General features: G+C 45.7%; 23 protein-coding genes. 17 read left to right on the top strand and 6 right to left on the bottom strand.

Annotated features, from left to right (window positions below):
- Positions 1–2 precede the first annotated feature (2 nt).
- Both AZI86_RS02500 and AZI86_RS02495 read left to right on the top strand, forming a co-directional pair.
- Positions 3–3,215 (top strand): efflux RND transporter permease subunit, encoded by a 3,213-nt coding sequence (locus tag AZI86_RS02500; protein ID WP_081111759.1) that lies wholly within the window; start codon positions 3–5, stop codon positions 3,213–3,215.
- Positions 3,216–3,227: 12 nt separating this feature from the next.
- Positions 3,228–3,740: a MarR family winged helix-turn-helix transcriptional regulator gene (locus AZI86_RS02495; RefSeq protein ID WP_061833519.1), complete on the top strand. Its 513-nt coding sequence runs from the start codon at positions 3,228–3,230 to the stop codon at positions 3,738–3,740.
- Here AZI86_RS02495 and AZI86_RS02490 read toward each other — a convergent pair.
- The 5 genes from AZI86_RS02490 to AZI86_RS02470 all read right to left on the bottom strand — a co-directional run bounded on the left by AZI86_RS02490 (position 3,733) and on the right by AZI86_RS02470 (position 8,272).
- Positions 3,733–4,902: an aminotransferase class V-fold PLP-dependent enzyme gene (locus AZI86_RS02490; protein ID WP_061833518.1), complete on the bottom strand. Its 1,170-nt coding sequence runs from the start codon at positions 4,900–4,902 to the stop codon at positions 3,733–3,735. The two genes, AZI86_RS02495 and AZI86_RS02490, sit on opposite strands and share 8 nt — an antisense overlap.
- A gap of 81 nt (positions 4,903–4,983) precedes the next feature.
- On the bottom strand, positions 4,984–5,559 hold the full coding sequence (locus tag AZI86_RS02485) for a hypothetical protein (protein ID WP_061833517.1): 576 nt from the start codon (positions 5,557–5,559) through the stop codon (positions 4,984–4,986).
- A gap of 109 nt (positions 5,560–5,668) precedes the next feature.
- Positions 5,669–6,421, bottom strand: coding sequence for a hypothetical protein (locus AZI86_RS02480; protein WP_253715586.1), 753 nt, complete (start codon positions 6,419–6,421; stop codon positions 5,669–5,671).
- A gap of 300 nt (positions 6,422–6,721) precedes the next feature.
- Positions 6,722–7,555, bottom strand: a complete 834-nt coding sequence (locus AZI86_RS02475; protein WP_061833516.1) for a flagellin — start codon at positions 7,553–7,555, stop codon at positions 6,722–6,724.
- A 441-nt stretch (positions 7,556–7,996) separates the two neighbouring features.
- Positions 7,997–8,272 carry a hypothetical protein gene (locus tag AZI86_RS02470; RefSeq protein ID WP_253715583.1) on the bottom strand — a complete coding sequence of 92 codons (276 nt, stop codon included), beginning with the start codon at positions 8,270–8,272 and terminating at the stop codon, positions 7,997–7,999.
- A 71-nt stretch (positions 8,273–8,343) separates the two neighbouring features.
- On the opposite strand from AZI86_RS02470, the gene clpB reads away from it, so the two are divergent.
- From clpB to proS, 9 genes are all read left to right on the top strand, one after another.
- Positions 8,344–10,926, top strand: coding sequence for an ATP-dependent chaperone ClpB (gene clpB / locus AZI86_RS02465; protein ID WP_061833515.1), 2,583 nt, complete (start codon positions 8,344–8,346; stop codon positions 10,924–10,926).
- 37 nt (positions 10,927–10,963) lie between these two features.
- Positions 10,964–11,467 (top strand): hypothetical protein, encoded by a 504-nt coding sequence (locus tag AZI86_RS02460; RefSeq protein WP_061833514.1) that lies wholly within the window; start codon positions 10,964–10,966, stop codon positions 11,465–11,467.
- A 327-nt stretch (positions 11,468–11,794) separates the two neighbouring features.
- Entirely contained in the window at positions 11,795–12,946 is a 1,152-nt protein-coding gene (locus AZI86_RS02450; RefSeq protein ID WP_061833512.1) for a hypothetical protein, read from the top strand.
- 55 nt (positions 12,947–13,001) lie between these two features.
- Positions 13,002–13,601, top strand: a complete 600-nt coding sequence (locus AZI86_RS02445; protein ID WP_061833511.1) for a riboflavin synthase — start codon at positions 13,002–13,004, stop codon at positions 13,599–13,601.
- Positions 13,602–13,603: 2 nt separating this feature from the next.
- On the top strand, positions 13,604–14,734 hold the full coding sequence (gene ribB, locus AZI86_RS02440; RefSeq protein ID WP_061833510.1) for a 3,4-dihydroxy-2-butanone-4-phosphate synthase: 1,131 nt from the start codon (positions 13,604–13,606) through the stop codon (positions 14,732–14,734).
- The gene (gene ribH / locus AZI86_RS02435) at positions 14,734–15,273 is read left to right on the top strand and encodes a 6,7-dimethyl-8-ribityllumazine synthase (RefSeq protein WP_061833509.1); all 540 of its coding nucleotides are present in this window, start codon (positions 14,734–14,736) and stop codon (positions 15,271–15,273) included. The genes ribB and ribH overlap by 1 nt, the downstream gene beginning before the upstream one ends.
- Before the next feature lie 27 nt (positions 15,274–15,300).
- A complete protein-coding gene (locus AZI86_RS02430; protein WP_061833508.1) occupies positions 15,301–17,508 on the top strand; it encodes a sensor histidine kinase in 2,208 nt (735 codons plus the stop codon).
- Between the two features lie 15 nt (positions 17,509–17,523).
- Positions 17,524–18,894: a sigma-54-dependent transcriptional regulator gene (locus AZI86_RS02425; RefSeq protein WP_061833507.1), complete on the top strand. Its 1,371-nt coding sequence runs from the start codon at positions 17,524–17,526 to the stop codon at positions 18,892–18,894.
- Between the two features lie 14 nt (positions 18,895–18,908).
- Positions 18,909–20,408 (top strand): proline--tRNA ligase, encoded by a 1,500-nt coding sequence (gene proS / locus AZI86_RS02420; RefSeq protein ID WP_061833506.1) that lies wholly within the window; start codon positions 18,909–18,911, stop codon positions 20,406–20,408.
- A gap of 50 nt (positions 20,409–20,458) precedes the next feature.
- Here proS and AZI86_RS02415 read toward each other — a convergent pair whose 3' ends face one another.
- On the bottom strand, positions 20,459–21,346 hold the full coding sequence (locus tag AZI86_RS02415; protein ID WP_081111758.1) for a universal stress protein: 888 nt from the start codon (positions 21,344–21,346) through the stop codon (positions 20,459–20,461).
- 184 nt (positions 21,347–21,530) lie between these two features.
- Between AZI86_RS02415 and mbhE the strand changes: the two genes are divergently transcribed.
- The 6 genes from mbhE to AZI86_RS02385 are packed head-to-tail and all read left to right on the top strand — an operon-like array spanning position 21,531 to position 26,738.
- A complete protein-coding gene (gene mbhE / locus AZI86_RS02410) occupies positions 21,531–24,089 on the top strand; it encodes a hydrogen gas-evolving membrane-bound hydrogenase subunit E (RefSeq protein WP_061833504.1) in 2,559 nt (852 codons plus the stop codon).
- A complete protein-coding gene (locus tag AZI86_RS02405; protein ID WP_061833503.1) occupies positions 24,086–24,379 on the top strand; it encodes a sodium:proton antiporter in 294 nt (97 codons plus the stop codon). Before mbhE ends, AZI86_RS02405 begins: the two co-directional genes overlap by 4 nt.
- Positions 24,376–25,830, top strand: a complete 1,455-nt coding sequence (locus tag AZI86_RS02400; RefSeq protein ID WP_061833502.1) for a complex I subunit 5 family protein — start codon at positions 24,376–24,378, stop codon at positions 25,828–25,830. The genes AZI86_RS02405 and AZI86_RS02400 overlap by 4 nt, the downstream gene beginning before the upstream one ends.
- Entirely contained in the window at positions 25,827–26,153 is a 327-nt protein-coding gene (locus AZI86_RS02395; protein ID WP_061833501.1) for a Na+/H+ antiporter subunit E, read from the top strand. The genes AZI86_RS02400 and AZI86_RS02395 overlap by 4 nt, the downstream gene beginning before the upstream one ends.
- A 10-nt stretch (positions 26,154–26,163) precedes the next feature.
- Complete coding sequence (locus AZI86_RS02390) at positions 26,164–26,421, top strand: monovalent cation/H+ antiporter complex subunit F (RefSeq protein WP_061833500.1); 258 nt, start codon at positions 26,164–26,166, stop codon at positions 26,419–26,421.
- Positions 26,418–26,738 carry a cation:proton antiporter gene (locus AZI86_RS02385; protein ID WP_061833499.1) on the top strand — a complete coding sequence of 107 codons (321 nt, stop codon included), beginning with the start codon at positions 26,418–26,420 and terminating at the stop codon, positions 26,736–26,738. The genes AZI86_RS02390 and AZI86_RS02385 overlap by 4 nt, the downstream gene beginning before the upstream one ends.
- The last annotated feature ends 33 nt before the right edge of the window (positions 26,739–26,771 follow it).

Here is a 26,771-nt window from a genome sequence, read left to right as displayed (position 1 = left end):
TCATGAGTTTACCAAAGCTATCCATCAGCCGCCCCATCCTTATTACTTGTGTCACGATTGCCATCGTGGTCGTAGGTTGGGCTTCGTTTAAATCCATGAGCGTGGATCTTTATCCGGACGTCAGTATTCCCGTGGTCACAGTACAAACTGTTTATCAAGGTGCGGGTCCAGCGGAAATTGAAACACTGGTCAGTCGTCCGATTGAAGAGGAAGTCAGTACGATTTCTGGTATCAAGCGTTTGACTTCAAAAAGTTTGGAAGGTGTCTCTCAGGTTATCGTCGAGTTTAATAGCTCGGTGGACGTGAAATACGCTGAACAGCAAGTGCGCGATAAAGTAAATATCGCCAAACCAAAACTTCCCGACGAAGTGGAAGATCCCGTCATCCGTAAATTTGACCCCGCGGACACACCGATTTTGATGGTGTCATTAACGGGTGACAATCTTACGGACGCCCAGCTTTTTGACGTGGCCGATCAGTTTATTAAACCGCGCTTAGAACAGGTCAATAACGTCGGTGCCATCGAAATCTTCGGGGGCCGCGAAAGAGAAATCCACGTTCTTTTAGATCGCAATAAACTCCGTGCGCGTGAGCTTTCGGTCAGCCAAGTTGCGGCGCAAGTCGGCGCTTCGGGTGAAAACATTCCCAGCGGTAAAGTCGATCAAGGTGGTAAAGAACTTGTTTTCCGTGGACTGGGTGAATTCCAATCGGTTCAAGAAGTTTCGGACACGCTTGTAAATCTTTACGGGAATGAAGTTCCGACACGGGTGGCGGATTTAGGTCGCGTGGTTGATACCATGGCGGATGAAAAATCGCGTGCCTTTATGAATGGAAAAAAATCTCTCTTCTTACAAGTTTACCGTCAATCCGGTTCCAACACGGTTCGGGTTGCCGATGACGTTGTAAAACAAATCGAAAAATTGCGTCCGGAACTTGCTAAGATGGAAGGTGCGCCTTCTATGCAAGTCGTTTCTGATGGTTCGATTAAAATTAAAAACAATATCTATGACGTTAACGAAACCATTATCATCGGTATTATCTTAACGATCATCACGGTGTTCTTCTTCTTAGGAAGTGTCCGTTCGACGTTTATCACCGCGCTTTCTTTGCCGATCTCATTGATCGGTGCGTTCATGATCATGAAGCTTGCGGGTTTTTCGATTAACATCGTTTCGATGCTGGCGTTGACGTTAGCTGTCGGTCTTTTGATCGACGACGCCATCGTCGTTATCGAAAATATTTACCGCCGTATGGAATTGGGTGAAGACTCATTAACGGCGGCCGAACGCGGAACCACGGAAATCCAGATGGCCGTGGCAGCGATCACTCTGGTGGTTATCGCGGTTTTCGTTCCGGTGGGAACGATGTCAGGGACCATTGGTCAGTTCTTAAAACAGTTTGGTATGACGGTCGTGTTCTCGATGGCCATCAGCTGGTTTGTCGCGATGACGATCATCCCGATGTTGACTGCGTACTTTGGTGGCAGTGGACATACGTCTCCGCAACATCAAAATCATAACACTCTTTATGGGAAAACTTTGGGTCGCATGGTGCGCGGGTTTGACCGCTTCCAATCTTGGTTGGAGACGATCTATGAAAAACTTTTGCGCGTGACCTTGAATTATCCATTGTTAACTATTGGCGCTACTTTGATGGTGTTCTTCCTCAGTATTTATACTGTAACCAAAGTTCCAGGAGCGTTCATCACGGATGACGACAGTGGAGAGTTCACGGTGACTTTAGAAATGACTCCGGGAACAAGTTTAGAGGGTATGAATAAACGCGCCGATGAAGTTGATGCGATTATTCGCGGCAATCCCGAAGTGGATTACACGGCGATGATCGTGGGAAGTCTGTACGGGGAATCTAATAAATCTTCTTTCTATGTTCGTATGAAACATGGCAAAGAAAAAGGACCTCTGACGACGGAACAATTCCGCGATAAAATCCGTGGGCAGTTAAAAGATTTTACGGATGCCAATCCGGTTGTTAAAAAGTACGACGCTTCGGGCGGGATGGGCTCTCAACCCTTCGTATTGAATATTATTTCTGCGGACCCTAAAGAGCTTGAAGCGGCAGCGACCAAAGTGTTAGCGCGCTTAAAAGCCGATCCTCGCCTTAAAGACGTGGATACGAATTTCCGTCCGGGTAAACCAGAAATGCAAGTCCACTTGAAATCCGGTGCAGCAAAACTTTACGGTATCAATACAAAAACAATGGGGGCGGAACTGCGTGCTCAAGTTGAAGGTATGACACCGGCAAAATTCCGTGAACGGGGGCGTGAATATGAAGTCCGCGTTCGTTTGTTACCTGAACAACGTGACTTAGCTGAAAGCTATAATGCGGTTTTCGTACCTAACGTCAATCGCAAGTTAGTCCGCTTGTCTGACGTGGCTGATGGAAAATTGACTTCCGGTCCGGCGTCGATTGAACGTCAAGACCGTGGTCGTTATATCCAGATCACGGCGGGTCTTGCTCCAGGTGCAGGTTTAAGTGATGTCGTTAACGACACTTTGAAAGCGGCATCAACCGGGCCTGACGCTTTACCAAGCAGCGTTCGTCTGACGTTGGCGGGTGATGCGGAAAACATGCAAGAGTTGATGACTTCAACGGTTCTGGCAATCGGTTTTGCGATTCTGTTCATTTACTTGATCCTTTCAAGTCTGTATGAATCGTTTATTACGCCCATCACAATCATGGTGGCCTTGCCCCTAGCACTGTGCGGAGCATTCCTTGGTTTGTTCTTGATGAGCGAAACAATGACGATCTTTGCGATCTTCGGTTTCTTTATGTTGATCGGGGTTGCGGGTAAAAATGGTATCTTGCTTGTGGATTACACGAATCAAATGATGGCGACGGGTAAGTCTCGCAGGGAAGCCCTGGTCGAAGCCGGTAAAACACGTCTTCGTCCGATCTTGATGACTTCCTTTGCCTTGATTGCTGGTACCTTACCGGTGGCGATTGGTTTGAATGAAGCTTCGAAATCTCGTACGGCGATGGGGGTTGCGATCATCGGTGGTATGATTTCTTCAACCATTCTGACGTTAATTGTGGTTCCAGCGGTGTTCACATACGTGGATCGTTTCCGTCTGTGGGCTAATAATTTAGGCGCAAGATTTACGTCTCATAAAAAAGAAGACCGACATAAAGAAATTAAAGTTGCCTCTGAAGTTCCGGCTCAAGAAGCGACTGATTTAGAGTTATCAAAAGGTTAAACGGAGGTATTTATGGCAAAGTTATTTATTCAGGAATTGCCGTCCCATGAAGAGTTGCAAAGCTCTATTTCTCGACTGCACGAAAACAGCGACCCATGGGTTTTGTATTCGAACTTGCAATTCCTTAAAGTGGCAACGGAACTAGAAAATCAGTTTGATAGTTTCTTAGCTCCTTACAATCTTTCAAGCGGTCGTTTTACGCTGCTTTACATTCTTAACGATACACCTGCCGGAATTATTCCTTCAGAGCTTTCACATCGTGTGGGGGTAACGCAAGCAACCATCTCGGGCCTTATCAACAGTATGGAAAAGGCCGAGCTGGTTAAAAGGGAAATGCATGAAAAAGACGGTCGCTCGTTCGTGATCAAGCTTACGGATAAAGGTCAGACCTTGATTCGTGAATTGATCCCGCAATGGGTGCCGAAAGTTTCAAGCTTCTGGGGGCAATTCAGTGCGGATGAGCGCCCTTTGGTCAGCAGCATCTTGGAAAAAATGGTTAAGCACACGGGCGCTATTACTAAATAAGTGAGCTTTTTAGACGTGCAAGAATCCCTAGGGCTTTTTGCACGTCTTCTTTATCATGGTAAAGACTAAATCCGAAACGCAGGCGAGGGCCACGACTGTCGGTCTGTAATCCCATGCCGTCTAATTCTTTGCCGACCTTCACCGTCATTTCTGCAGAAGGCAGTTCAAAAGTTAAAAAGTGTCCGTGAACAAGGCCCTTTCCTTTTAAAAGTTTTTTTTCTTCCACGATCGAAGGATGGCTGGCGAGGCCATCAATGAAAACCTTCTGCAAGCTGGCGACATGCTCGTGGATTTTTTCAACGCCCAAACCTTCAGATTTAAATTTTTCTAAAACCGCTACCAGTCGGTAAACGGCCGAAAAATCCATGGTGCTGCCGGCGTATTGAAGGGCGTCTTCGGGATAACCCACCTTGTTTCCCACATTGTTTAAATGCGAAAGTTCAGCAAACCATCCGGTGTAGGCGGGCCGGTGACGAGTTGACGGAGGCACGTAAAGAAAGCAGCCGCCTTCGCCCCCTTGAGCGTATTTGTAAGATCCCGCCAGATAAAAGGCTTTGTCTTGGATCAAGGACAGATCTGTCGGCACGGCCATAAACCCATGATATCCGTCGATCACAAACGGTGTCTGTGCTGAGGCGGCCTTTGACAGGCGAATAACATCACACACCACCCCCGAGTTAAAAAAGACATGACTTAAGAACACGAGGTTCCAACTTGAAGACGTAAGCTCTTTTTCAAAGCGATCTTCAAAGGTGGCAAAGGGTTGGGTCGGGACTTTAACGACTTCAAACTGTGGGGATTCTGCCAGGCGGTTGATCTGACGATCAAAACTGTAAAACTCTGAGTCCGTCGTTAAGATGCGAACCTTTTGGTTCCAGTTTAAAGAACTTAAAAGACGGAAAACGAATTCATGAGTGTTCGGCGCAAATACGATTTGTTCTGGGTGTTGCAGATGCAAGTTTTCAGCGATGAGTTTTTGCGCACGGGGAATTTTAACGGAAAAGAAATGGTCCCATTTTTTATCGACGAACTGGCAAGAGTCATCCCAGTATTGCAGGTGAGCTTCGCGGCTGACATCGGGCCAATAGTGATGGCTGTGGCAGGCAAAATGAAGTTCATGTGGGTGAGCGGCTAAAAATCGAGAGTAGAGCTTTTTGTACATCCTTGGATCATAGCCCTAAAAAACAAAAAAGGCCAAGATGGCCTTTTTTGTAATTCCAAGTGGAATATGGCGATGTGCTAACTAGAAGTAGCCTTCGTCATCACCGAAGTCGTCGTCTTCATCTTCATCGTCGTCATCATCATCAGATGAGCTTGAAGAAGTTTCTTCTTCTTCGCCTTCTTCATCTTCAGATTCAGTCGCAGAAGATTCGCCTTCTTCTTCACCTTCGTCATCACTCCAGTCGTCAGCAGAAACTTCATCTTCTTCTTCGATGTCGATCATGCTTTCCATTTCAGCATCATCTTCTTCGAAGTCCATTGGCTCTGCTTTAGCGGCAGATGGCTTGATCGCGGCAGCAGCGCCGGCAGCGCCCGCGCCAACAACAGCAGCTTTAACTACTTTTTCTTTTGCTGAAGATTTTTTTGCAGCGGGTTTTTTAGCGGCTTTAGGAGCTGCTTTTTTTGTCGCGGCTTTTTTAGCTGGCTTAGCAGCTTTTTTTGCAGTCGTTTTTTTAGCTGGTTTAGCAGCCTTCTTAGCTGGCTTTTTAGTCGCTTTTTTTGCGGCTTTTTTAGCAGCTTTTTTTACTGGTTTTGCAGCCTTTTTAGTGGCTGCTTTTTTAGCTGGTTTAGCAGCTTTTTTTGCTTTTTTCTTTGCCATGGTTCGCTCCCTGAAAAGTCCTGGTTCAAAATGAAATGCCCCCTTAGACTAGCGATAATTAAGGGGGCAGGCAAATCAAAATGCGTCTGAAAGCGTTAGGTCTTGGTTACTAATTAATAATCCCACTCAAGTGATTATCGATGATGGTAGCTAAGTCTTTAGGCATCAAGAAAGAAAGGAAAAGTCCACCCTTGTTTTGCCCTTGTTTTGGAACGATCGTAAAGTAACCCAAAGTACGGGTGCCCGCTTTGTTTTTAATTGGAGCGGTGATTCCTAGATATTCTGGGAAAAACCCTGATTCAACGAAGACGCCCACCGCATTAACTCCAACATAGAGATAAACTTTGTTATCTCCGCCGGCATTAATAGCCAGACCTAGTGAAGGGTATTCTCCGCTCGGCATCATCGGCAGGGGACGGCCTCCGGGAAGGGTGCTTGCTGTCGGTAAAGTCGTGACTTTGTCTTTAACGACAAGTCTTAATGGAATGCTCACCGCCACGCGTGCCTTTTGTTGAGAGTCCAAAACCGTAGTAATTTTGACCCCTTTCATCTCTGGAACATCTAAATTGAAAGAAGTGAAGGCCCCCGGAATCGGAAGAAATAACAATAACGCGTTGTTAGCTTTGTCTAATGCCAAAACTTGTTCGTTGTCGTAATTGCCTCCTGATACATAAGAACTCATGTCGAGTTTATCAAATTCACTCGGACCCTTTGGTGGAGGAGTTCCCGTTCCTTGAGATGCGTTGTCATTTTGTCCGGTAAGGCTGGACGGGGACACCGATTCGAAACCTTTACCGCATGCTGAAAGAAGAGAGGTGGTGACCAGCGCAGTCATTAGGTAGTTCATCGTTGATAATTTCATAGTTCCTCCAAGCTTCTGCCTAATATTTCGGCTGCAGGGCTGCTGGACTTTAGCTAAATATTTGAAATTATTGGTAAAAAAGTTCGACACTTTTTAAGCACTAAAAAACGGGCGGCCGGGTCCTGTAAAAAGATTTGGCGTAATTTGCGTAAGTGAACTCAAGGGGTGACCGAAGCTTGGTCGAAAAAAGAAAAACCCGAGGGGAGATCCCTCGGGTTTTTTGAAGTACTTGTTAGTCCTTTTAAACCGGACTCAGTCCAGCGGATCGCTTGCGCGACCCGCATTCTCGGCAAGGCCGGATTAACCGATCAACTTAAGAGCAAGTTGATTAGATTGGTTAGCTTGAGCCAATGTTGAAGTACCAGCTTGCAACAAGATGTTGTTACGAGTCATCTCTGAAGATGCTTGAGCAACGTCTGTGTCACGGATACGGCTGTTAGCTGCAGACATATTCTCAGTAGCAACACCTAAGTTGTCTACAGTTGAAGTCAAACGATTTTGGAGTGCACCCAGGTTAGCGCGAGTTCCAGAAACCGATGTCTGAGCGTTATCTAGTAAAGCCAAAGCTTCTTGAGCTCCCTCTTTAGAAGAGAAGTCAATGCCTGACAATCCAAGAGCGTCCAAAGTAGCTACGTTTTCAGCAGCGTTGAAAGAGATACGATCTTCTTCCGCGTTGTTGAACAAACCAACTTGGAAATCAAACTTCGGTGATGAACCATCAAGAAGTTTAGTAGTACCCCAAGTAGTTACAGAAGCGATACGTTGAATCTCAGATTTCAACTGAACAACCTCTTTGTTCAACATGCCACGCTCTTTTTCACCAACAGTGTCAGAAGCCGCTTGGATACCCAACTCACGAAGACGAACAACGATGTTACCGATTTCGTTCAAGCCACCCTCAGCAGTTTGAACCATAGAGATACCGTCGTTAGCATTACGTTGAGCTTGAACACCAGAACGAATCTGAGCTTTCAAACCTTCAGAGATCGCAAGACCTGCAGCATCGTCAGCAGCTTTATTGATTCTGCTTCCAGAAGCCAATTTAGCCATTGAATCGTTGATTTGGCGTTGTGAACCAATCAAGTTACGTTGTGCATTGATCGCTGCCATATTTGTTGTTACACGCATTCCCATTTAAAAATCCTCCGTTAAATTACTTTATTTTTTTGTTTTCATATTCATGACCTTCCTTGATTATTTTTTTTAGCTTCGGCGAAACCTATTCTCGCTTGGCTGAGTACTGACATCCGAGTCGGTACTTATTTTTTTAGGGCTCGCTGGCTGTTAAGCACAGCGCTTGAACAAACCTTTGTTCTTATCATCTCATCCTTGAAGGCCCTCCTTTCGGTATTGTACAAACAGAGTGACCGCTCTGTTTGACTCCTTCTGAGTGAATCATTGATACAGGACTGATCGGGAAATGAGACACCGTCTTGACAGGACGTCAGACGGGTTTTGTTCTTTTTTTACAATACTGGCCCAATGACGGATCTTGGAATCCGGACGTAAGATTGTCCTGAATCATTAAAATACAGGACGTACAGAGGGGAAAAAGGGAATTTTACAGACTTAGGCTCAGTCAATTTCTAGAAAGCGACAAAAGGCCATATTACCCGCAAGCTCGTATTGGCGCGTTTGCGTGGCTTTTAAGTGATGAATGGGGTTGTAGCCGATGGTGCAAAGAACTTTTTCAGAGTCAAAGTGAGAGCAGTCTTCACAGGAAAATCTTGTGTCATATTTCAAATAATCAGAAGGATTCACCGTGTCTTTTTTTATTGAAGCATGCAGGCGCGGCTTTGATTTTCCGGGGCCTTTTGGGTTCACAATTCCGGGCTTCATTTTGGTCGACATTCTTGGTCCTTAAACTGACGCTAACATTGACAAATTTTATTTAGGACTCATCCTTATTTCAGGGAGAGTTTATGAGCAACGATATTGAAAAAATGACGCGAAAAAGCCAAGAAGCGATGCAAGCCGCTGCGCGTTTGGCAGAACGCAAAGGGAACCCTTCGGTGGAGCCCGAACATTTACTGATGGAGCTGGTTCAGCAATCGGAAGGTATCGTTCCGCGCCTTTTAGACAAACTCCAAGTCAATCAAGCCCAATTTTTAACGGACTTGCGCGGTCGTATAGATAAATTTCCGACAGTTTCGGGTGGTAATCAGAAGATTTTTGCCAGCCCACGAACCGAAAAAGTATTTAAACTGGCAGAAAATATCACAGAAGAATGGGGCGACGCCTACATTTCGACGGAACATTTCTTTTTAGGAATGCTGCGCGCCGGGGATCAAGAACTTGGATCCTTATTTAAAAAATATAAGCTGACAGAGGGGACGGTCAAACCTGCTTTGCAAGAAATGCGGGGCAGCCAAAAGGTCACCGATGACGAACCTGAAAACAAATATGAGATCTTGAAAAAATACGCCCGCGACTTAACGGCCTTGGCGGCTGAAGGGAAATTAGATCCCGTCGTGGGTCGTGATGAAGAAATTCGTCGCGTCGTTCAGGTTTTATCTCGTCGTACAAAAAACAACCCGGTTTTAATCGGGGAGCCGGGCGTTGGTAAAACCGCGATTGCGGAAGGTTTGGCTTTGCGTATTATTAAGCAAGACGTTCCTGACAATCTTATCGGGAAAAAATTGATGTCCTTGGATATGGGGGCCTTGATCGCTGGCGCAAAATACCGTGGTGAATTCGAAGATCGTTTGAAAGCGGTCATAAAAGAAGTCACTTCCAGCGATGGCCAGATTATTTTATTTATCGACGAACTTCATACGTTAGTAGGCGCCGGGAAAACGGATGGCGCCATGGATGCGGGGCAACTTTTAAAACCAGCCTTGGCTCGTGGTGAATTGCGCTGTATCGGTGCAACTACTTTGGACGAATACCGCAAGTATATTGAAAAAGATGCGGCCTTAGAGCGTCGTTTTCAAACCGTGCTTGTTGAAGAACCCAGCGTTGACGATGCGATTACGATCTTGCGCGGCTTAAAAGAAAAGTACGAAGTCCATCACGGGATTCGTATCACTGACGCGGCCTTGGTGTCGGCGGTGAAATTATCACATCGCTATATTACCAATCGCTTTTTACCCGATAAAGCCATCGACCTTATCGATGAAGCCGCAAGTAAGCTAGGCATTGAAACGCGTTCCGTCCCCGAAGAGGTTGACAAAATTGAACGCGAGTTGATGCAGCTTCGTATTGAAAAAGAAGCGATGAAAAAAGAAAAAGATGAAGCCGCTAAAGATCGCTTGTCGGTGATTGAAAAACGCATCGGTGAATTAACGGCCCAAAATCAACTTCTGCGCGAACAGTGGGAGTTTGAAAAAGGTGGCATCGATCAGATCAAAAAATTAAAAGCGGACATTGAAGATCTTAAAATCGCAGTCAGCAAAGCCGAACGCGACGGAGATTTAGGAAAAGCCGCCGAACTTAAATACGGCAAATTGCCGGAAGCTGAAAGTAAATTAAAAAATCTGGAAGCTCGCAGCAAAGAAAAGACGGCGACAGAAGAGCGCATGCTTAAAGAAGAGGTCGGCCCTGAAGACGTGGCTGAAGTCGTGGCGAAATGGACAGGCATTCCCGTTTCTAAAATGCTTGAAAGTGAATCGCAAAAACTTTTGCATATGGAAGATTCATTGAAAAATCGCGTGGTCGGGCAAGATCATGCTTTAAAAATCGTGGCCGATGCCATCATCAGGGCGCGGGCGGAAATCTCGGACCCGAATCGCCCGATTGGAACTTTCATGTTCCTGGGACCGACAGGGGTTGGTAAGACCGAAACGGTCAAGGCCTTGGCGGAATTCTTGTTTGATGATGAACAAGCTATTGTTCGCATCGACATGAGTGAATATATGGAAAAACATGCGGTGTCGCGTTTGGTCGGCGCGCCTCCGGGATATGTGGGTTACGAAGAAGGTGGTCAGTTGACCGAAGCCGTTCGTCGTCGTCCCTACAGTGTGGTGCTTTTAGATGAAGTCGAAAAAGCGCACCCGGATGTGTTTAATATTTTATTACAAGTCTTAGATGACGGTCGCTTGACCGACGGGCAAGGGCGCACGGTGGATTTTAAAAATACAGTTTTGATCATGACTTCTAATGTCGGATCACAATCTATTTTAGATCCAGGTATGACTGATATTCAAAAGCGCGAAGCGGTGAACGAGGCTTTACGCGAGCGTTTCCGCCCCGAGTTTTTAAATCGTATCGATGAAGTCGTCATGTTTAACTCTTTAGGTGAAAACCAAATCGGCGGCATCGTGAAGGTGCAGTTGGATTTAGTGGCTCAACGCTTGAAAGCCAAAAAGATCGGCATCGACTTTTCAAAAGAGGCGATCGCGTTCTTGGCCAAAAAAGGCTACGACCCGATTTACGGAGCTCGACCTTTGAAGCGGGTTATTCAGACCGAACTCTTAAATCCACTTTCGCGCGAAATTATTGCGGGCAAAGTAAAATCAGGTGATACGGTGCATGTGAAAGCCAATGACGCCGGGTTGACCTTCTAGTCTTGACCTTAATTAAAATGGCCAGGAAAATAGGTGTATGAAAAAATCATGCACAGTTTTCTTGGCCATTTGTTTTTTGAGTCTTTCTTCTTTCGCCGCTTCTGGCTCAAGCCTATCCTATGATCTCAGTGGTGGTTCTGGTTCACGCGACGGCGAAACTTATTCTGAAATTCATTTAGGTTTAAATTGGTTTGTGCAAGATTGGCTGAACTGGCGCAATTCTATTTTCACGCAATTCGGAACTGAAATTAATACCGTGTATGGTTTGGATTCCGCGGCTTTGTTTAATGTGGATGCGTACACTTCCAATCGCGCTTTGGGTGTAGAACTTTACGCCGGCCCTGGCGTGCGTGTCGCCACTGAAAAATCAAATGCCGTATTTGGTAAAGCCGGAATTACTTTTGCGCTAGGTGGCTTAAGAATCGGTGGCGGCGTGCAAGCCAATCACTATTTAGAAGACCGCACCGATAAGAACAACCGCGTTTTAGGAAAAGATGAAACGCAGTACTTTATTGTTCTTTCCGGCGGTGGAGTTCTTTAAGAGCTCATGATTCCTTAAGAAGTTTTTGTGAAGCGAAAACTTCTTTTACAATCTTCACCAACATTTCAAAAATCTATCGCGGAAGAATTCCGTAAACAGTCGAAACATTCGACACGCGCATTTTTTTCAGCAGCTGCAAATTTTTTCGCTCTTCAATTAAATCCACTACTTAGCGTGTCTCACGATAAGACCGGTTTTCTTTTTTCAAATGAGATCAATCAGTTAGCACTCGCTTAAGGTCTAGGCAAAGTGCTCCGTATACTGTGTTGGAATCACGAATATCATTTGTTTGCACACCGGTGTTGCCGGGTGAAGAGGAAACATAAAATGAAAACGCTCATGAAGGCCGTAGTTCTTGTCGCGGGTGCCGCGATGACAATGGGGAACCAAAAGTGTGAACAGAAAGTTCAGCCCACAGCCCGTTCGCTCAAGAAGATCGTGGATTTGGGGGCGATTCGCTCCAGTCCCATTAACTTTCCCGGAGGACAATCTTTCGACTTTCAATTCGTGGCTAATCAGCAAATTTATTCGGTACTATTAGAAAGCAAGCAATTTGCTTTCAAATACAATCCGCCGATCGCGGTTCCGCCAGCGCAAGCGACGGGGGATCAAAACTTTTTTAATCTTTCAAAAGCCGACGGTCAGATGATGAAGGCATTCGCGGAAGCGGTGGGTAAAGACAATTATTCTTTGGAATACGCAAAAACTGCTTGGTGTATGGTGAACTTGCCACAGGCGAAAATCTCAGGTTCCGTAAATTCATTTGAATTACTGGGTGGTGGGGGATTAAGCATTGGTTTTACTCCGGCAGGTGCTTATCCGGTGAATGGGGCTTCATTAGGTTTCAACGTTGAATTTATGCAGCTGGATCTTTCTATGGTGGCGACTCGTCCGTTAACTTCGTCAGTGATGGCAGCAACGAATGTGACCTCAAAACAAACTAAAACGAAAGTGAATCTGGGTATTAACTTGGGCGCGATTTCTATCGGTCCTAGCTTTTATTACCAATCACCACTGGCACAAGTTTCAAAAAACGGTTTAGCAAAAGCCGTGAATGACTTAAGCACACAGCTGGTAAAAGAAGAATGGTACACGCGTGTAATGGCAAATCATGACACCCACGTTGTCATCCGTGGTGGTTCGGATGTGAGTCTTGAGGTGGGTGATCAGTTGCTTATTTACAACGAGGACTACTATTGGGAAGGTGAGCCTTGTAATTCGAAGTATTTAGGTGGCGGTGCTGCGGCAAACACGGCGGTTGCTAAAATCGAGATCGACTGGGTGGGCGATGAAATTTCCCGTGGCCGCGTGGTTCAGCAAACCGATGAAAATGCGGTTATTGGCGCGAAGGTGAAGCTCTATAAAATGCATGCGGACGACTACAAAGCTCCTGACGCAGGGGTGACACCGGTGACTCCCGTTCAATCCGAATCGGGCTCAAACTCGGGCCAGAATTCCACAAAACCTAGCCGCGGCTAGTTCTTGCCTTCATAGCTTAAAAATTGTAGGGTCTCGAGCAAAACTCGAGGCCCTTATGTTTTCTGGAATCGTCGAAGCCGTGATGCCAATTGAAAGCTCTGAAGAGCTGCAAAACGCCTATCGGATCAAGATTAAAAAACCTAGTGATTTTAATGATATAAAGCTTGGCGACAGCATTGCCTGCGACGGTGTTTGTTTGACAGTTGAAGCCTTTGACGACAAGCACATGACCTTTGCTTTGGCGGCTGAAACCATCAAGGTTTTGCAGTGGAATCCACAGAGCTGGTTGGGTAAGCAGGTCAATCTTGAAAGATCTTTACGATTTGGCGATCGCATCCATGGGCATTTGGTCACGGGACATGTGGACAGCCTGGGCAAAGTAGCGCGTGCGGCTCTTGAGGGGGAATCCTTCTTTTTGGATGTGCAAGTGGCCGACAGCATTTTGCCTTACGTTTGGAAAAAAGGCAGCGTCACCTTAAACGGCGTCAGTCTGACGGTGAATGAGCTTCAGGGCAACACCGTGTCTGTTTGTTTAATTCCTGAAACCTTGAAACGCACAAATTTAGGCGCTGTCCAAGTGGGCGGTGTGGTGAATGTAGAGCCTGATTATATGGCGCGTGCGATCCAAAGATCTTTGGAAGTTAGGAAAAATTAGAAATGTCTTTTAATACAATCCCAGAAATTATCGATGATATTCGTAATGGCAAAATGGTTATCTTGGTGGATGACGAAGATCGTGAAAACGAAGGTGATTTGATTTTAGCCGCAGATCACGTAACGACCCAAGCGATCAACTTTATGATTACGGAAGCGCGCGGTTTGGTTTGTTTGACGTTAACGGCGCAACAAATTGAACGTCTGCAATTGCCGCTGATGGTTCGTGATGATCTTAACTTTGCTCCGAATAAAACAGCTTTCACAGTTAGTATCGAAGCCGCTGAAGGAATCTCCACAGGGATTTCAGCCGCTGATCGTGCTCACACGGTGAAGGTTGCGGCGAACCCGCATGCCAAAGCTGTGGATGTTCATATGCCTGGTCACATCTTCCCGATTCGTGCGCAACAAGGGGGCGTTTTAAAACGCGCTGGGCACACCGAAGCCAGCGTGGATTTGGCTCGCTTAGCGGGATTAAATCCTGCGGCGGTGATTTGTGAAGTCATGAATCCAGACGGCAGCATGGCCCGAGTGGGTGACTTAAAAGAATTCGCCAAAAAACATAATATGAAAATTGGCACGATCGTGGATTTAATCGCGTATCGTTTGGCTAATGAAACTTTGGTCGAAGAACTTTCAAGCTTTGATTTGCCGGCTTCATTTGGGGAAGGCCTTAAGGCCCGTGTTTTCCGGAGCACCGTGGATGGGTTAGAACATTTAGTGATTCAAAAAGGTGAAATCATGGCCGATGAAGAAACCTTGGTGCGCGTACACGTGGACAATTTCACGCGTGATTTTATGGCGGTTTTGCAGCGAGGCGCTTCGACAGTTGTGGAAAGCTTGCGCTTAATCAATGAATCTCAAAGTGGGGCTTTTGTTTTACTTCGTGGAAACAATCGCACCAGTGGGCTGACTCAAGAATTGCAAGTGCTGATGGGTATGGATGATGTACGTCCGACGACACCTTTGATGGATGAACGTGATTACGGGATCGGAGCGCAAATCTTGCGTTCCATCGGTGCTAATAAGATCCGCTTGTTGACTAATAAACCAGAAAAGAAAGTCGGCCTTAAGGCCTTCGATCTTGAAATTGTCGAAATCGTCGCTATCGAAAATGTAAAAGGACAAAAATAATGAAAAGCATTAAAGTCGGTGTTGTTACTTCTCGTTGGAATTCAGAGATCACTTCAAAACTTGAAGAAGGCGCGATTTCTTACCTAGAATCTTGTGAAGGTGTTGAAATCTTTGCGGCCCTTGTTCCGGGTGCGGTTGAGATCCCTTTGGCCGTTCAGGCCTTCTTTGATGCGGGTTGTGACGGCGTTGTGGCCTTGGGCGCCGTGATTCGTGGAGACACGACTCACTATGACTATGTCTGCAATTCTGTGACTGACGGCGTGACTCGCTTGATGCTTGATTACAAAAAACCTATCGGTTTTGGTGTATTAACGACTGAAAACGAAGAACAAGCCCACGAGCGCGCAGGCGGCAGCCATGGCAATAAGGGCGAAGAATCAGCTCAAGTGGTGATGGAGATGATCGGTTTAACTCAAGAGATCCCGGTGACCATGAGAACGGCCGTACAAATGGCAAAAGCGTCGAAAGCCACTAAGCCCGCCAAAGCCCCCAAAGCAGCTGCGAAAACTAAAAAAACCAAGAAAAAAGCTAGAAAGTAGTCTCTACAGTCTCTAGCATAGGGTGTAATGGAAAATACCCACAAAGATGAATTCCTTCCTCCTGACACTCAGGAGTTTAAAAAACGACGCCGCGAGATTTTACTTGTTCTTGTGGTGTCGTTTTTATTTGGTCTTTTAACATGGTTCGAGATCCGGCTGTTTGCGACCAGCCAGCAGCTTCCTTTTGTTCATTCGATCTTTTTCTTTGGTTTAGTTAACTTCAATATCATCCTGCTTTTATTATTGCTGTTCATGATTTTCCGTAACGTCGTGAAAGTCTTCGTGGAACGGCAGGGGCGCATTTTTGGTAGCAGCCTGAAGGCAAAACTGATTGCGGCGTTTGTGACCTTCAGTTTTGTTCCGACCGTGTTGATGTTTATCATCTCGGTCTTTTATATCAACTCCAGCTTCGATAAGTGGTTCAGTGCTAAGATGGCGGGCGTATTAAAAAGCTCGATTGAAGTCACGAACGCTTATTATTTCAATGCCAAGAAAAAGAACTATCACTTTGCTCACCAGATTGCCGATGCCATTCGTCCTTTAAAAAACCAAAAAGACGTGGCGACAAAAATCGAACGCTTGCAAAAAGAGTTTAGCCTTGATGCCGTTGAATATTATCCTTCGTTGTTTGGTAAGCGTGCGGTGGTATCTGCCGAAGACGACACTGTTCCTACGGTTCCGGCCGTGTCTTTGGAGTTCTTGCAGAAAGGGATCAAACAGCAGGTTGAAGCCAGTATCATCCATCAATTCGGAGATGGGAACTTGGTGCGCGTGATTGTTCCCGTGCAAGAAGGTTCTGAAAAAGGGGCGATCGTTGTTTCTAGCTTTTTGCCGCTGTCTTTGATTTCTAAGATGAATGATATCTCTACGGCCTATGACGAATTCCGGGATATCAATCCACTGGAATACCCGTTGAAATCTATTTACCTGTATATTTTGGTTCTCATGACTTTTGTGATCCTGCTGGCCGCCACTTGGTTTGGATTTTACCTGGCAAGGCAGTTAGCGGTTCCCATTGTGCAATTGGGAAGAGCGACAAGGCGAGTGGCGGAAGGTGATTATACTCCGTTAAACCTAAAAACTGGTTCTGAAGAAATCAACGATTTGATCTCAAGTTTTAACTCGATGACCGGCACTTTAGAGCACACCTTAGAAGAGCTTGATCAACACGCTCGGTACACCGACACGGTTTTAAAAAATGTCAGCGGGGGAGTGATCTCTGTTGATCAATCAGGTGTAGTCACGACGATCAATCGGCATGCGGGTCAATTGTTAAAATTAGATCCCGATAAGTACATCGGAAAACCGGTGCGTGATCTTTTGACGTTGGAATACTTCCGCACTTTTGCGGAACTGCAAAAAACCATGATGGATCATAAAATCGAATCCATTCAAAAAGAAATGCGCTTAAATATCCAAGGCGAGGCAGTGCCTTTGATGATCAATCTTTCGATTCTTAAAGATGACAAAGGTCACGATATCGGTAAGGTTTTAGTCTTTAATGATCTTTCACCTATTGTGAATGCCCAGCGTGCGGCGGCTTGGACGGAAGTGGCTCGTCGTATTGCTCATGAAATTAAAAATCCCCTGACGCCGATTAAGCTTTCGGCGGAACGCTTGCAGCGAAAATTTGGGGGCGTGATCACCGATCCGGCTTTTGCGGAATGTACGACGATGATTGTAAAACAAGTCGATGGCTTAAAAAATCTGGTCAACGAATTCAGCAACTTTGCACGCTTGCCTCAAGCGCGCCCGGTGGTGGCCAATTTAAATGCCGTGGTGGAAGAGTCTTTAGGGCTTTATCGCCAGGCTCATCCTCATGTGGATTTCAAATTCGATGCGGATCAGGAAGTGCCTGAGTTCAAATTTGACCCCGATCAGATCAAGCGGGTTCTGGTGAATTTGATCGACAACTCGGTATCAGCTGTTGCAAAAGAGCCACAGGCCAGTGTTCAAGTTATGACTCAATACGACAGAGATATCAAAACCGTGCGTTTAACTCTGGCCGACAACGGGGAAGGTATTCCTGCGGCAGATCGAAGTCGTATTTTTGAGCCTTACTACTCTACAAAAGAAGGCGGAACTGGGCTAGGCTTAGCCATTGTGAAAAGGATCATCGAAGATCACAATGGTTTCATCCGCGCGACTCCTAATGAGCCTCACGGGGTGAAGATGGTGATCGAAATGCCGGTTCACGAAGTGGGCGCTTGGAAGCCCGCAGAGCACAACGAGTAACAAGAAAGGTCCCCCATGAACTCCACAAAAATTCTCATCATCGATGATGAGGCTCCAATTCGTGATGTTCTATCGGCGTCTTTGCGCGATGAAGGTTATCAGGTTTTCTTAGCTCATGACGGAGAGTCAGGGCTGCAAGCACTGAAAGAAGTGCAACCCGACGTCGCATTCTTGGATATTTGGATGCCGGGCAAATACGATGGCATGGAAGTTCTAAATCAAGCTCGTCGTGATTTTCCGAATGTTGAATTTATCATGATTTCGGGCCATGGGACGATTGAAACCGCAGTGAAGGCCACAAAGCTTGGTGCTTGGGACTTTATTGAAAAGCCTTTGTCGATGGATAAAATTCTGATCGGCGTTTCTAATATTTTAAGCTTCCAGCAACAAAAAGAAGAAAAGGCGTTACTTCTTAACAAACTTCGCAAGTCGATTGCGTTGATTGGTGAAGCCCCTTCGATCATTCAAACCAAACAAATCATTGCCCGCGTAGCGCCCACGCAATCTTGGATTTTAATTCAAGGGGAGGCCGGTTCTGGTAAAAACTTGGTGGCTCAAAATATTCACTATATGAGCAGTCGCGCCAGCCGTCCGTTTGTTGACATTCATTGTGGCGCGATTCCGGAAGACCTTTTGGAATCTGAAATTTTCGGGATCGAAAAGGGCGCCATGCCAGGTGTAGATAAGGCTAAAAAAGGAAAATTAGATTTAGCTACTGGCGGTACTTTGTTCATTGCGGAAATCGCTGAAATGAATATGGCGGCTCAAGCGAAACTTTTAAATTACCTTGATACTAAAAAGTTCACTCGCGTGGGTGGGACTGAATATATTGACCATGATGTGCGCGTGATTGCGTCTTCATCCAAAGACATTGAAAAAGAAGTGAAAGAAGGCCGCTTCCGCGAAGATCTTTATTACCGTTTGAACGTGATCCCATTCCGCGTTCCGGCTTTACGTGAACACGTGGAAGACATTCCTGTGTTAGTTTCTTATTTCTCTGACAATGTATCGCGTGAAAGTGGAATTCCTAAAAAAGCATTTTCAGAAAAAGCGATCGAAAAAATGCTCAGCTATACTTGGCCGGGGAACGTGCGCGAACTCAAAAACTTTATTGAGCGCGTTTACATCCTGACTCCGGGAGAGTTCGTGGACGTGCACGATTTGCGCTTTGCGGGGCTTGTGGATGCAGCTGACGAAAAATCCATGGTGATGGAAGATATGTCCACGTTCCGCGAGGCACGGGCGCAGTTTGAAAAAGAATATCTATTAAGAAAAATTTCAGAAAATCATGGCAACATCAGTAAGACCGCCGAAGTGATTGGTTTAGAGCGCAGTTACTTGCATCGCAAAATCAAAGCCTACGGAATTGATACGAAAGACAACTAAAGAAAGAGACGACAATGGCAGATACAGCAATTACCCCCACCCGTGCGCAGAATTATCCTGAATGGTACCAACAAGTGATTGTGGCCGCCGATATGGCTGAAAACTCTCCGGTGCGTGGTTGTATGGTGATTAAACCTTGGGGTTACGCAGTTTGGGAAAATATGCAGGCCGTTTTAGATCGCATGTTTAAAGATACAGGCCACGTGAATGCTTATTTTCCTCTTTTGATTCCTTTAAGTTTCTTGGAAAAAGAAGCGGCTCACGTCGAAGGTTTTGCTAAGGAGTGTGCAGTCGTCACTCATCACCGTCTTAAAGGTGATGGCAACGGCAAGTTGATTCCGGATGGAGAACTTGAGGAGCCCTTAATCATCCGTCCGACAAGTGAAACCATCATCGGTCATCAGTTTGCAAAATGGACCAAGTCCTATCGTGATCTGCCCATCTTGATCAATCAATGGTGTAACGTCATGAGATGGGAAATGCGCACGCGCATGTTCTTGCGTACCGCCGAATTCCTTTGGCAAGAAGGTCACACGGTTCATGCTACGGCTAAAGAAGCCCAAGAAGAAACTTTACAGATGTTAGACGTTTACCAAAAATTTGCAGAAGAATATATGGCGATGCCGGTGATTAAGGGCATGAAAACGCCCGACGAAAGATTTCCGGGCGCGGTGGATACCTATACGATTGAAGCTTTGATGCAAGATCGTAAAGCCTTGCAGGCCGGAACTTCGCATTTCTTAGGACAAAACTTTGCTAAAGCTTCAGAGATCAAATATCTGAGCGCTGAGGGTAAAGAAGAATTCGCCTGGACGACATCTTGGGGAGTTTCTACTCGCCTTATTGGTGGTTTGATCATGACCCACAGTGATGACAATGGTTTTGTGGCTCCGCCAAGAATTGCGCCATTGCATGTGGTGATCATCCCAATTTACCGCAATGATGAAGAAAAAGCTCAAGTGCTTGAATACGTTCAAAGCTTAGCTAAAGATCTTAAAAATCAATCTTATGTGGGATCAGGCATTCGCGTAAAAATCGACGACCGTGATATGCGCGGTGGTGAAAAAGCATGGCAATACATCAAGCAAGGTGTGCCGGTGCGTGTGGAAGTGGGCCCTCGTGATATGGCAAAAGGTGAAGTTTTCGTGGGCCGTCGCGACAAGGGTCCGAAAGAGAAAGCTTCGCAAGGCCGCGATGCCTTTGTTCAAGGGATCGGCAGCTTGTTGCAAGAAATCCAAGATGGACTGCTTGAGCGAGCCAAGAAATTCCGTGACGACAATATTAAAAAGATCACAAGCCTTGCGGATTTTGAAAAGCACTTCACGGGTGATGAAAGTTCAGCGCCAGGTTTTGCTTTGGTTCCTTGGTGTGAAGCTGGTGTGGGGCATGAGCTTTTAGGCAAACTAAAAGTGACGCCACGTTGTGCACCTTTGAATCAAGAGGCTGTTTCAGGCAACTGTATCTTCAGCGGCAAACCAGCCACGAAATGGGTGCTTTTCGCAAAATCCTACTAACGGTAATTTCACGCCCTTTCAGATCAAGCCGCGTTAACAGCGCGGCTTTTTTATGAAGATCTTAATACAAGCAACGGACATGATAATTCTTCGAGCAAGTTTTGCGTCGTAGATCCCCATACCAACCGATGACGAATATCGCGAGTCGGCGAACTCGTCGCCGTGATCCAGGCGCCTTGGTTGTTTGCGAATTTCGCGATGGTGGCGGCAACCGAATCTTCTTCTTCGATCGTGTGGATTTTGCCATCTAAATTTAGAGAACGAAGGTCCTCGAGAGTACTTGCTAAAATCGCCTCACTTTCTTTCGGGCCGGTGGAGGCCCCGATCAAAGACGCTACGAAGTTTGCTTTTCTTTGTACGTGTAAAATATCGACCGGAGTACCTAGGGGACGAACGAGTCGCGCGAATCTGCGCAACGCTTTCTTGGTCGGCGGGGCCTCGGTATCCACTGCTAAGACCACCCTGGGCTCTTCTTTATCAATAAGACATGTTTGATCGACTTTAACCAAAAGAATTGGAATTTGGGCACTTAAAGCGGCCGTTTCTGGCAGTCCACCCGCGAGCCACTTGTAAACTTTTTGCTGCGGATCGATACCAACTATAATAACGCTGTCCCTTTGTCGATAAGCGAGCTGGGATAAAAAACCGACCATTTCATCATAGCTTGAATACGGCGATTCCAACACGGTGAGATCGCTATAGGCGATTTGTTGTCCTAATCCTGTGGCTAAAGATTTTTCTACTTCGTTCATCAAAGTTTCTTTTTGCGAAAAATAAATATCTGAAGGCATCGCAAAAAAATTGGGGTGGATCAGTGAGACTATATTCACCTTGCTCAGAAGGCCTTTTTTCTGAAGGGTGTTGATTTGGGTGCAGAAATTTTTAAACGACGTACTTTCTGCGGCTTTGGGATTCAAAGCCATTAGTCCTGATCTCATGACAGCTTCTCCTCGTAAAAAATTCTAATTTTAGTATACCACTGAAGCTCCGCAATACCCAGAGCGTGTGGGTTTTTAATTGTCTTTCTGCAAGCTGCCATGACCTTTTTGAAGATTTTTGAGACAATGACATATGACTTGGTGGATCGGATTATTTTTTATCTTCTCTGCTATAGCGATCTTCATGAATCGCCTGCCTCCTGTGGTTTGGCGGCCTTTGTTCTTAGTTCCCTATGCATTAGCATTTATTGAATCTTTTAAGCCTTTCATCGAGCAAAGCTGGGAATTTCCGCGCGACGCGCTTTCTGATTTTTTTGCCTGCATTGTGATGGGCGTGGGTTTTTGCGTCAGTCTTTATGCAGGGTCTTATTTTTCTAAAGAAGATGCGCGCAAGTTTTATCCCTTATTATTTTTCTTTACCGGGTCGATGCTAGGCGTTTTGTGGGCGGATCATGTATTTGCGCTTTTTACATTTTGGGAAGCAACCAGTCTTTGTTCGTTTTTATTGATTGCATTTAAATACCAAGATTTAGATGTGCGCATGAAAGCGCGCCAAGCCTTAATCGTGAATACCGCGGGGGGCTTATCCCTTTTAACGGCTTTGTTGATTATGGCCGATCGCGTGGGCAGTTATTCCCTTTCGGTCATTTTGCAACAAGCAGACCTTTTTTCTGTCGATAATACTTTTCTTATTTTATTGGTCGCTTTCGCGGCCATGACCAAGTCAGCGCAATTTCCGCTGCATTTTTGGCTTCCCAATGCGATGAAGGCGCCCACTCCGGCCAGTTGTTATCTGCATTCGGCGACGATGGTCAAATTAGGTGTTTTTCTTTTAGCCCGTTTTTCGCCTTTGTTTGAGGGCGAAACTTTGTGGGTGACCACTTTGTGCGTTGTCGGAGCCATCACATTGATTTGGGGACTCTTTGTCTCGCTCGTAAAGACCGATCTGAAACTGCTTTTCGCGTGGACGACGGTCAGCTCATTGGGGGCTTTGTTTATTTTGATTGGATTGCCGTTTTCTTATTCATGGAAATCTTTTTTTTCTTATTTATTCGCGCACAGCTGTTATAAGGCCAGTCTCTTTCTTTGTGTCGGAAATATAGATAAACAGATTGGGACCCGCGATATTTACAGCATCACAGACTTAATTCGTCGAATGCCGATCACCTCAGCCGCGATAGTTTTGTCTTTAGGTTCAATGATTGGTCTGCCGTTCAGTCTTGGATTTCTGGGTAAGGAATACCTTTTACAGTCTGCTTTACTTTTAAAGGGCCCGGGCTCGCTTCTGATCGCGGTGCTGGTTTGCTCGAGTGCTCTTTCTATCGTCGTGGCTTACAGGCTTTTAAAGTTGATGTTCAAGCGGGATCGACGTCCGGGAAAAGTGCTGCGTGAAGCTCCGGTGGCGATGTGGCTGCCCGCCCTTTTTCTGTCGTTGGTTGGCTGGGTCGTCAGTTTCTTTTTAGGCCCTTTGAACGAATATGTTTTGATTCCGGTGGTTTCTTCGATTCTTTTGCAAGAGATGGATCTGAAGTTGCAGATGTGGACCGGATTTAACGCAGGCATCGGTCTTAGTATTATATCGGCGGCATTGGGTGTTTTATTGTCTTGGGCCGTGGCTCGACATCTGACCCGCGTTGAAATGTGGCTGCGATTTGATCGCTCGGTTAAAAATCGGATAGATCTGGTTTATAAGTTTGCCAGTCGTTTGACGTCGTCGCTGCAGAACGGTCGTTTAAGCGTTTACATGCTGTGGCTTTTGCTGCCTGTTTTTGCGGTGAGTTTCTATTTTCTATTTCAATTGCAGATCGATTCCTGGAGATGGACCGGATCTTGGATTGAAATTTTCCCTATGCTGATGATCTTTTGCGGATTAGTGCCATTAGTGAAAAGCTCTTCAAATTTCACCCAAGTGATGGGTTTAGGAATCGTGGGATACGCGGTGGGACTGATTTTTCTTAACGCCGCCGCCACGGATTTGGCGATGACTCAAATCGCAGTAGAGACCGTGGCTTTATTGGTATTCATTTTGGTCCTTGATCTTTTACGGCAACAACCGCTCGTTCTGTCCCGAGGTTATCAGTGGGGTCGAGGATTGGTTTCCGTCATTTCTTTTTTTGCAGTCCTTGGTATCGGTTCTTTGATCCATAATGGAAAAGTGCCTTCGCAGATCACGCCGTTTTTTATGGAAAAAGCGCCCACCGTGGGTCGTGGCGAAAATGTGGTCAATGTCATTTTAGTCGATTTTCGTGCGCTAGATACGATGGGCGAAATCACTGTTTTAGGAATTGTTGCGTTGGGCGCGTATTTTTTATTTTTGAATCAAAAAAAAGTTCCGATGCGTTTGCGGGAATCTATTATTATAAAAAAGGCGATGGCGATATTTTTACCGTTATTCGTGTTGGTTTCTTTGTACGTGCTTTATCGTGGGCATAATCAACCTGGTGGAGGGTTTGTCGGTGGGTTGATCTTTGCCATCGCGCTGGCCTTTTACGCTTTAATTCATGGTGCAAAGTCGGCAGAGAGGATTTTAGTGATCAAGCCCATTTATTGGATTGGTGCCGGGATTTTCTTGGCCCTTCTGGCTGGTCTTTATCCTTTGGCTTATTCAAATCCTTATTTCACGGCTCAGTGGTGGGGCGAGGGTGGTTTAGGCACCCCGCTCATTTTTGATATTGGTGTGTTTGTCACGGTCGTTGGCGTTGTGAGCCAACTGAGTTTTTCATTAAAGGGACGACGGTTATGAGCATTGATTTCGTAACCTTTATGGCGGCTTTGATTTTTTCAGTGGGGGTGTGGCTACTGCTTTCTCGAGAATGGCTTAAAACTATCATGGGAATTTCGATGTTGGGCCATGCCGTCAATATTTTGCTTTTACAATCTAGTGGAGAGGCGGCAGATATATTCCCACAGGCTTTGATTTTGACCGCCATCGTAATTGGTTTGGGACTACAAACCTTGTTATTGGTCTTTGCTTACTTCGCGCGAAAGAAAGAATCAGTGGAAGACGTCGATCAGCTTAAGGAGGTGCCATGATATTTACACCTGTCTTAGCTAGTTTTTTGACGGCTTTATGCTGCCTTTTTGCGGGAAGAAGTTTGCGCTGGGTGCGTGGCATTTCTTTGACGGGCGCTTTTATCGGATTTTTGTGCAGTGTGAATGTTCTTTTCATGGTTATTCAGTCAGGCCCTTTGCGCTTGCAATTTGGAAATTGGGAAAAACCATTCGGTATATTTTTTCATATTGATTTATTGGGCGCCGTTCTTTTAATGATCAGTTCGCTCTTAGGACTGTGTGGGGTGATTGCGTCCTTAGCGACCTTATCGCCTAAAACGGAATTGCGTGGTTATCATCCACTCTATCATTTTTTAATATTAGGTGTCTTGGGTGCATTTTCTACGGGTGATCTTTTTAATTTGTATGTTTGGTTTGAAGTTTTATTGGTGTCGTCATTTTTCTTGCTGACGGTGCTGAAGAAAAAGAACTCTTTTGGCGGTGCATTTAAGTATGCAGTTTTAAGTATTCTGTCTTCTTTTATTTTTTTGATAGGTATCGCTTTGGTTTATAGTGCGGGGGGAAGTTTAGATTTAACACAGCTTCATGCGCTCTATGCGGGCGAACGTTCGTTGACCTTTCAACTGGGACTTGCCTCATTGGCATTGGCTTTTCTAATTAAAGCCGGTGTGTTTCCTTTTTATTTTTGGTTGCCGGCTTCTTATCCCGAAGGCAGCACCGCGGTGATCGCCGTTTTTTCAGGTTTGCTTACCAAGGTCGGAATTTACGGTTTGCTTCGGGTGCTGGTTCCGTTCGGGGATCTAGGCTCTGCCGAAATGCAGTGGGCTATTTACTTCATGGCTCTTTTTTCGATGGTGTTAGGAGTTTTAGGAGCTCTTTCTCAAGACAATATCAAAGGCATTTTATCTTTTCATATTATTTCGCAAGTGGGATACATCGCTTTGGGACTTTCTTTGGGAACTGAGCTGGGAATTGCGGCGGCGATTTTTTATTTGATCCATCATATGGTGGTAAAGACTAATTTATTTTTTACCGCGGCTTACATTGAGCAGCGTGGGCAGGGGCTGCAAGTTTCGCGTTTAGGCGGACTGTGGCAAAGCGAAACTTTATTGGGCGTGCTGTTTCTTTTTTCCGCTTTATCACTGATCGGCATCCCGCCTCTTTCCGGTTTTTGGGCAAAGGTCTTTACCGTACAGGCGGTTCTAAAGCGTGAAGACTATCTGGGATTGCTCCTTTGTCTTGGGGTCAGCCTTTTTACGTTGATGTCGATGTTAAAAATCTGGCTGGGAGCTTTCTTTAAGCCTTCAGGCTTGCCCGCAGTCTCCCCGGATTTTAATCGACGTCGCAAGTGGTTGTATGTCCCCTTGGTGATTTTAAACCTTTGGACGGTCTTAGTCGGTCTTAATGCGAATGCCATTTTAGAGTATTCAAAACAGATGGTGGTCCAAGTTCAAGATCGGGGGCAAAAATGAAAAAAATAGTTTTATGCCTGCAGTTGGTATTTTTATTTATGTGGGAATTTATGGTGGCGATCACGGATGTGATACTTTGGATTTTTAAACCCAATAGCCAAATGAATTCCGTCATCGTCAAGTATCCTTTGCGAGTGAGCAGTGACACCGGCCTGTGGCTTTTGGCTTTGATAATCTCTTTAACTCCGGGATCATTGGTGTTGGGCTTATCTCAAGACAACAGCACCTTGTATGTGCATTTTCTGCACACGCGTGATCCCGAAAAATCCATGAGCAGCATTCGCGAAAGATTTGAAGATCGTTTAACCAAGGTCTTTGGGTAAAGGAGGAGTGATGATCATTGGATGTGCTCTTTTAATTATAGTGACCTTGCTAGCAGGAATCAGGTTTTATCTTGGCCCCACCTTCGGGGACCGAGTCTTGGTATTTGATCTTCTTACCAGCGTGATGATTGGGGGAACGGTTCTTTACGCGATTTATTTTGATCGAAAAGAAATTGTCAGTCTGGTTTTAGTTTTGGCAATTCTTTCTTTTGTCGGAACGGCCGCTTTAGCCTATTACTTAGAGCAAAGAACGGAGTCTGACGAATGAATCCGCTAACCCTGATTTTATTTTTAATCGGCGTGATTTTGACTTTGCTTGCAGCGGTTGGGTCTTTAAAATTCCCAGACACCTTAACCCGCATGGCGGCAGTCACGAAGGCATCAACGGCGGGAGTGGTATTTTTCTGCTTGGCCGCGATCAGCCATTTTCAAGATCTTGAATCGTCGCTCATGCTTGCGGCGGCGGCAGCGATTTTATGCATGGGAATTCCAATCAGCTCCTACCTGATTGGCAGAGCCCGGGTGCGAATGGATAAAGCCAAGCACCCGTTGGTTTTGAAGCGCGATGATCTTTCAGTCGATTAATCCGTTGCCCGGATCGGTAAGGCTTTAAATCCA

It is taken from the genome of Bdellovibrio bacteriovorus, assembly GCF_001592735.1.
Taxonomy (GTDB): Bacteria; Bdellovibrionota; Bdellovibrionia; order Bdellovibrionales; family Bdellovibrionaceae; genus Bdellovibrio; species Bdellovibrio bacteriovorus_D.
The sequence above is the reverse complement of the archived record's forward strand: the minus strand, read 5'-3'. Positions and strand labels throughout refer to the sequence as shown.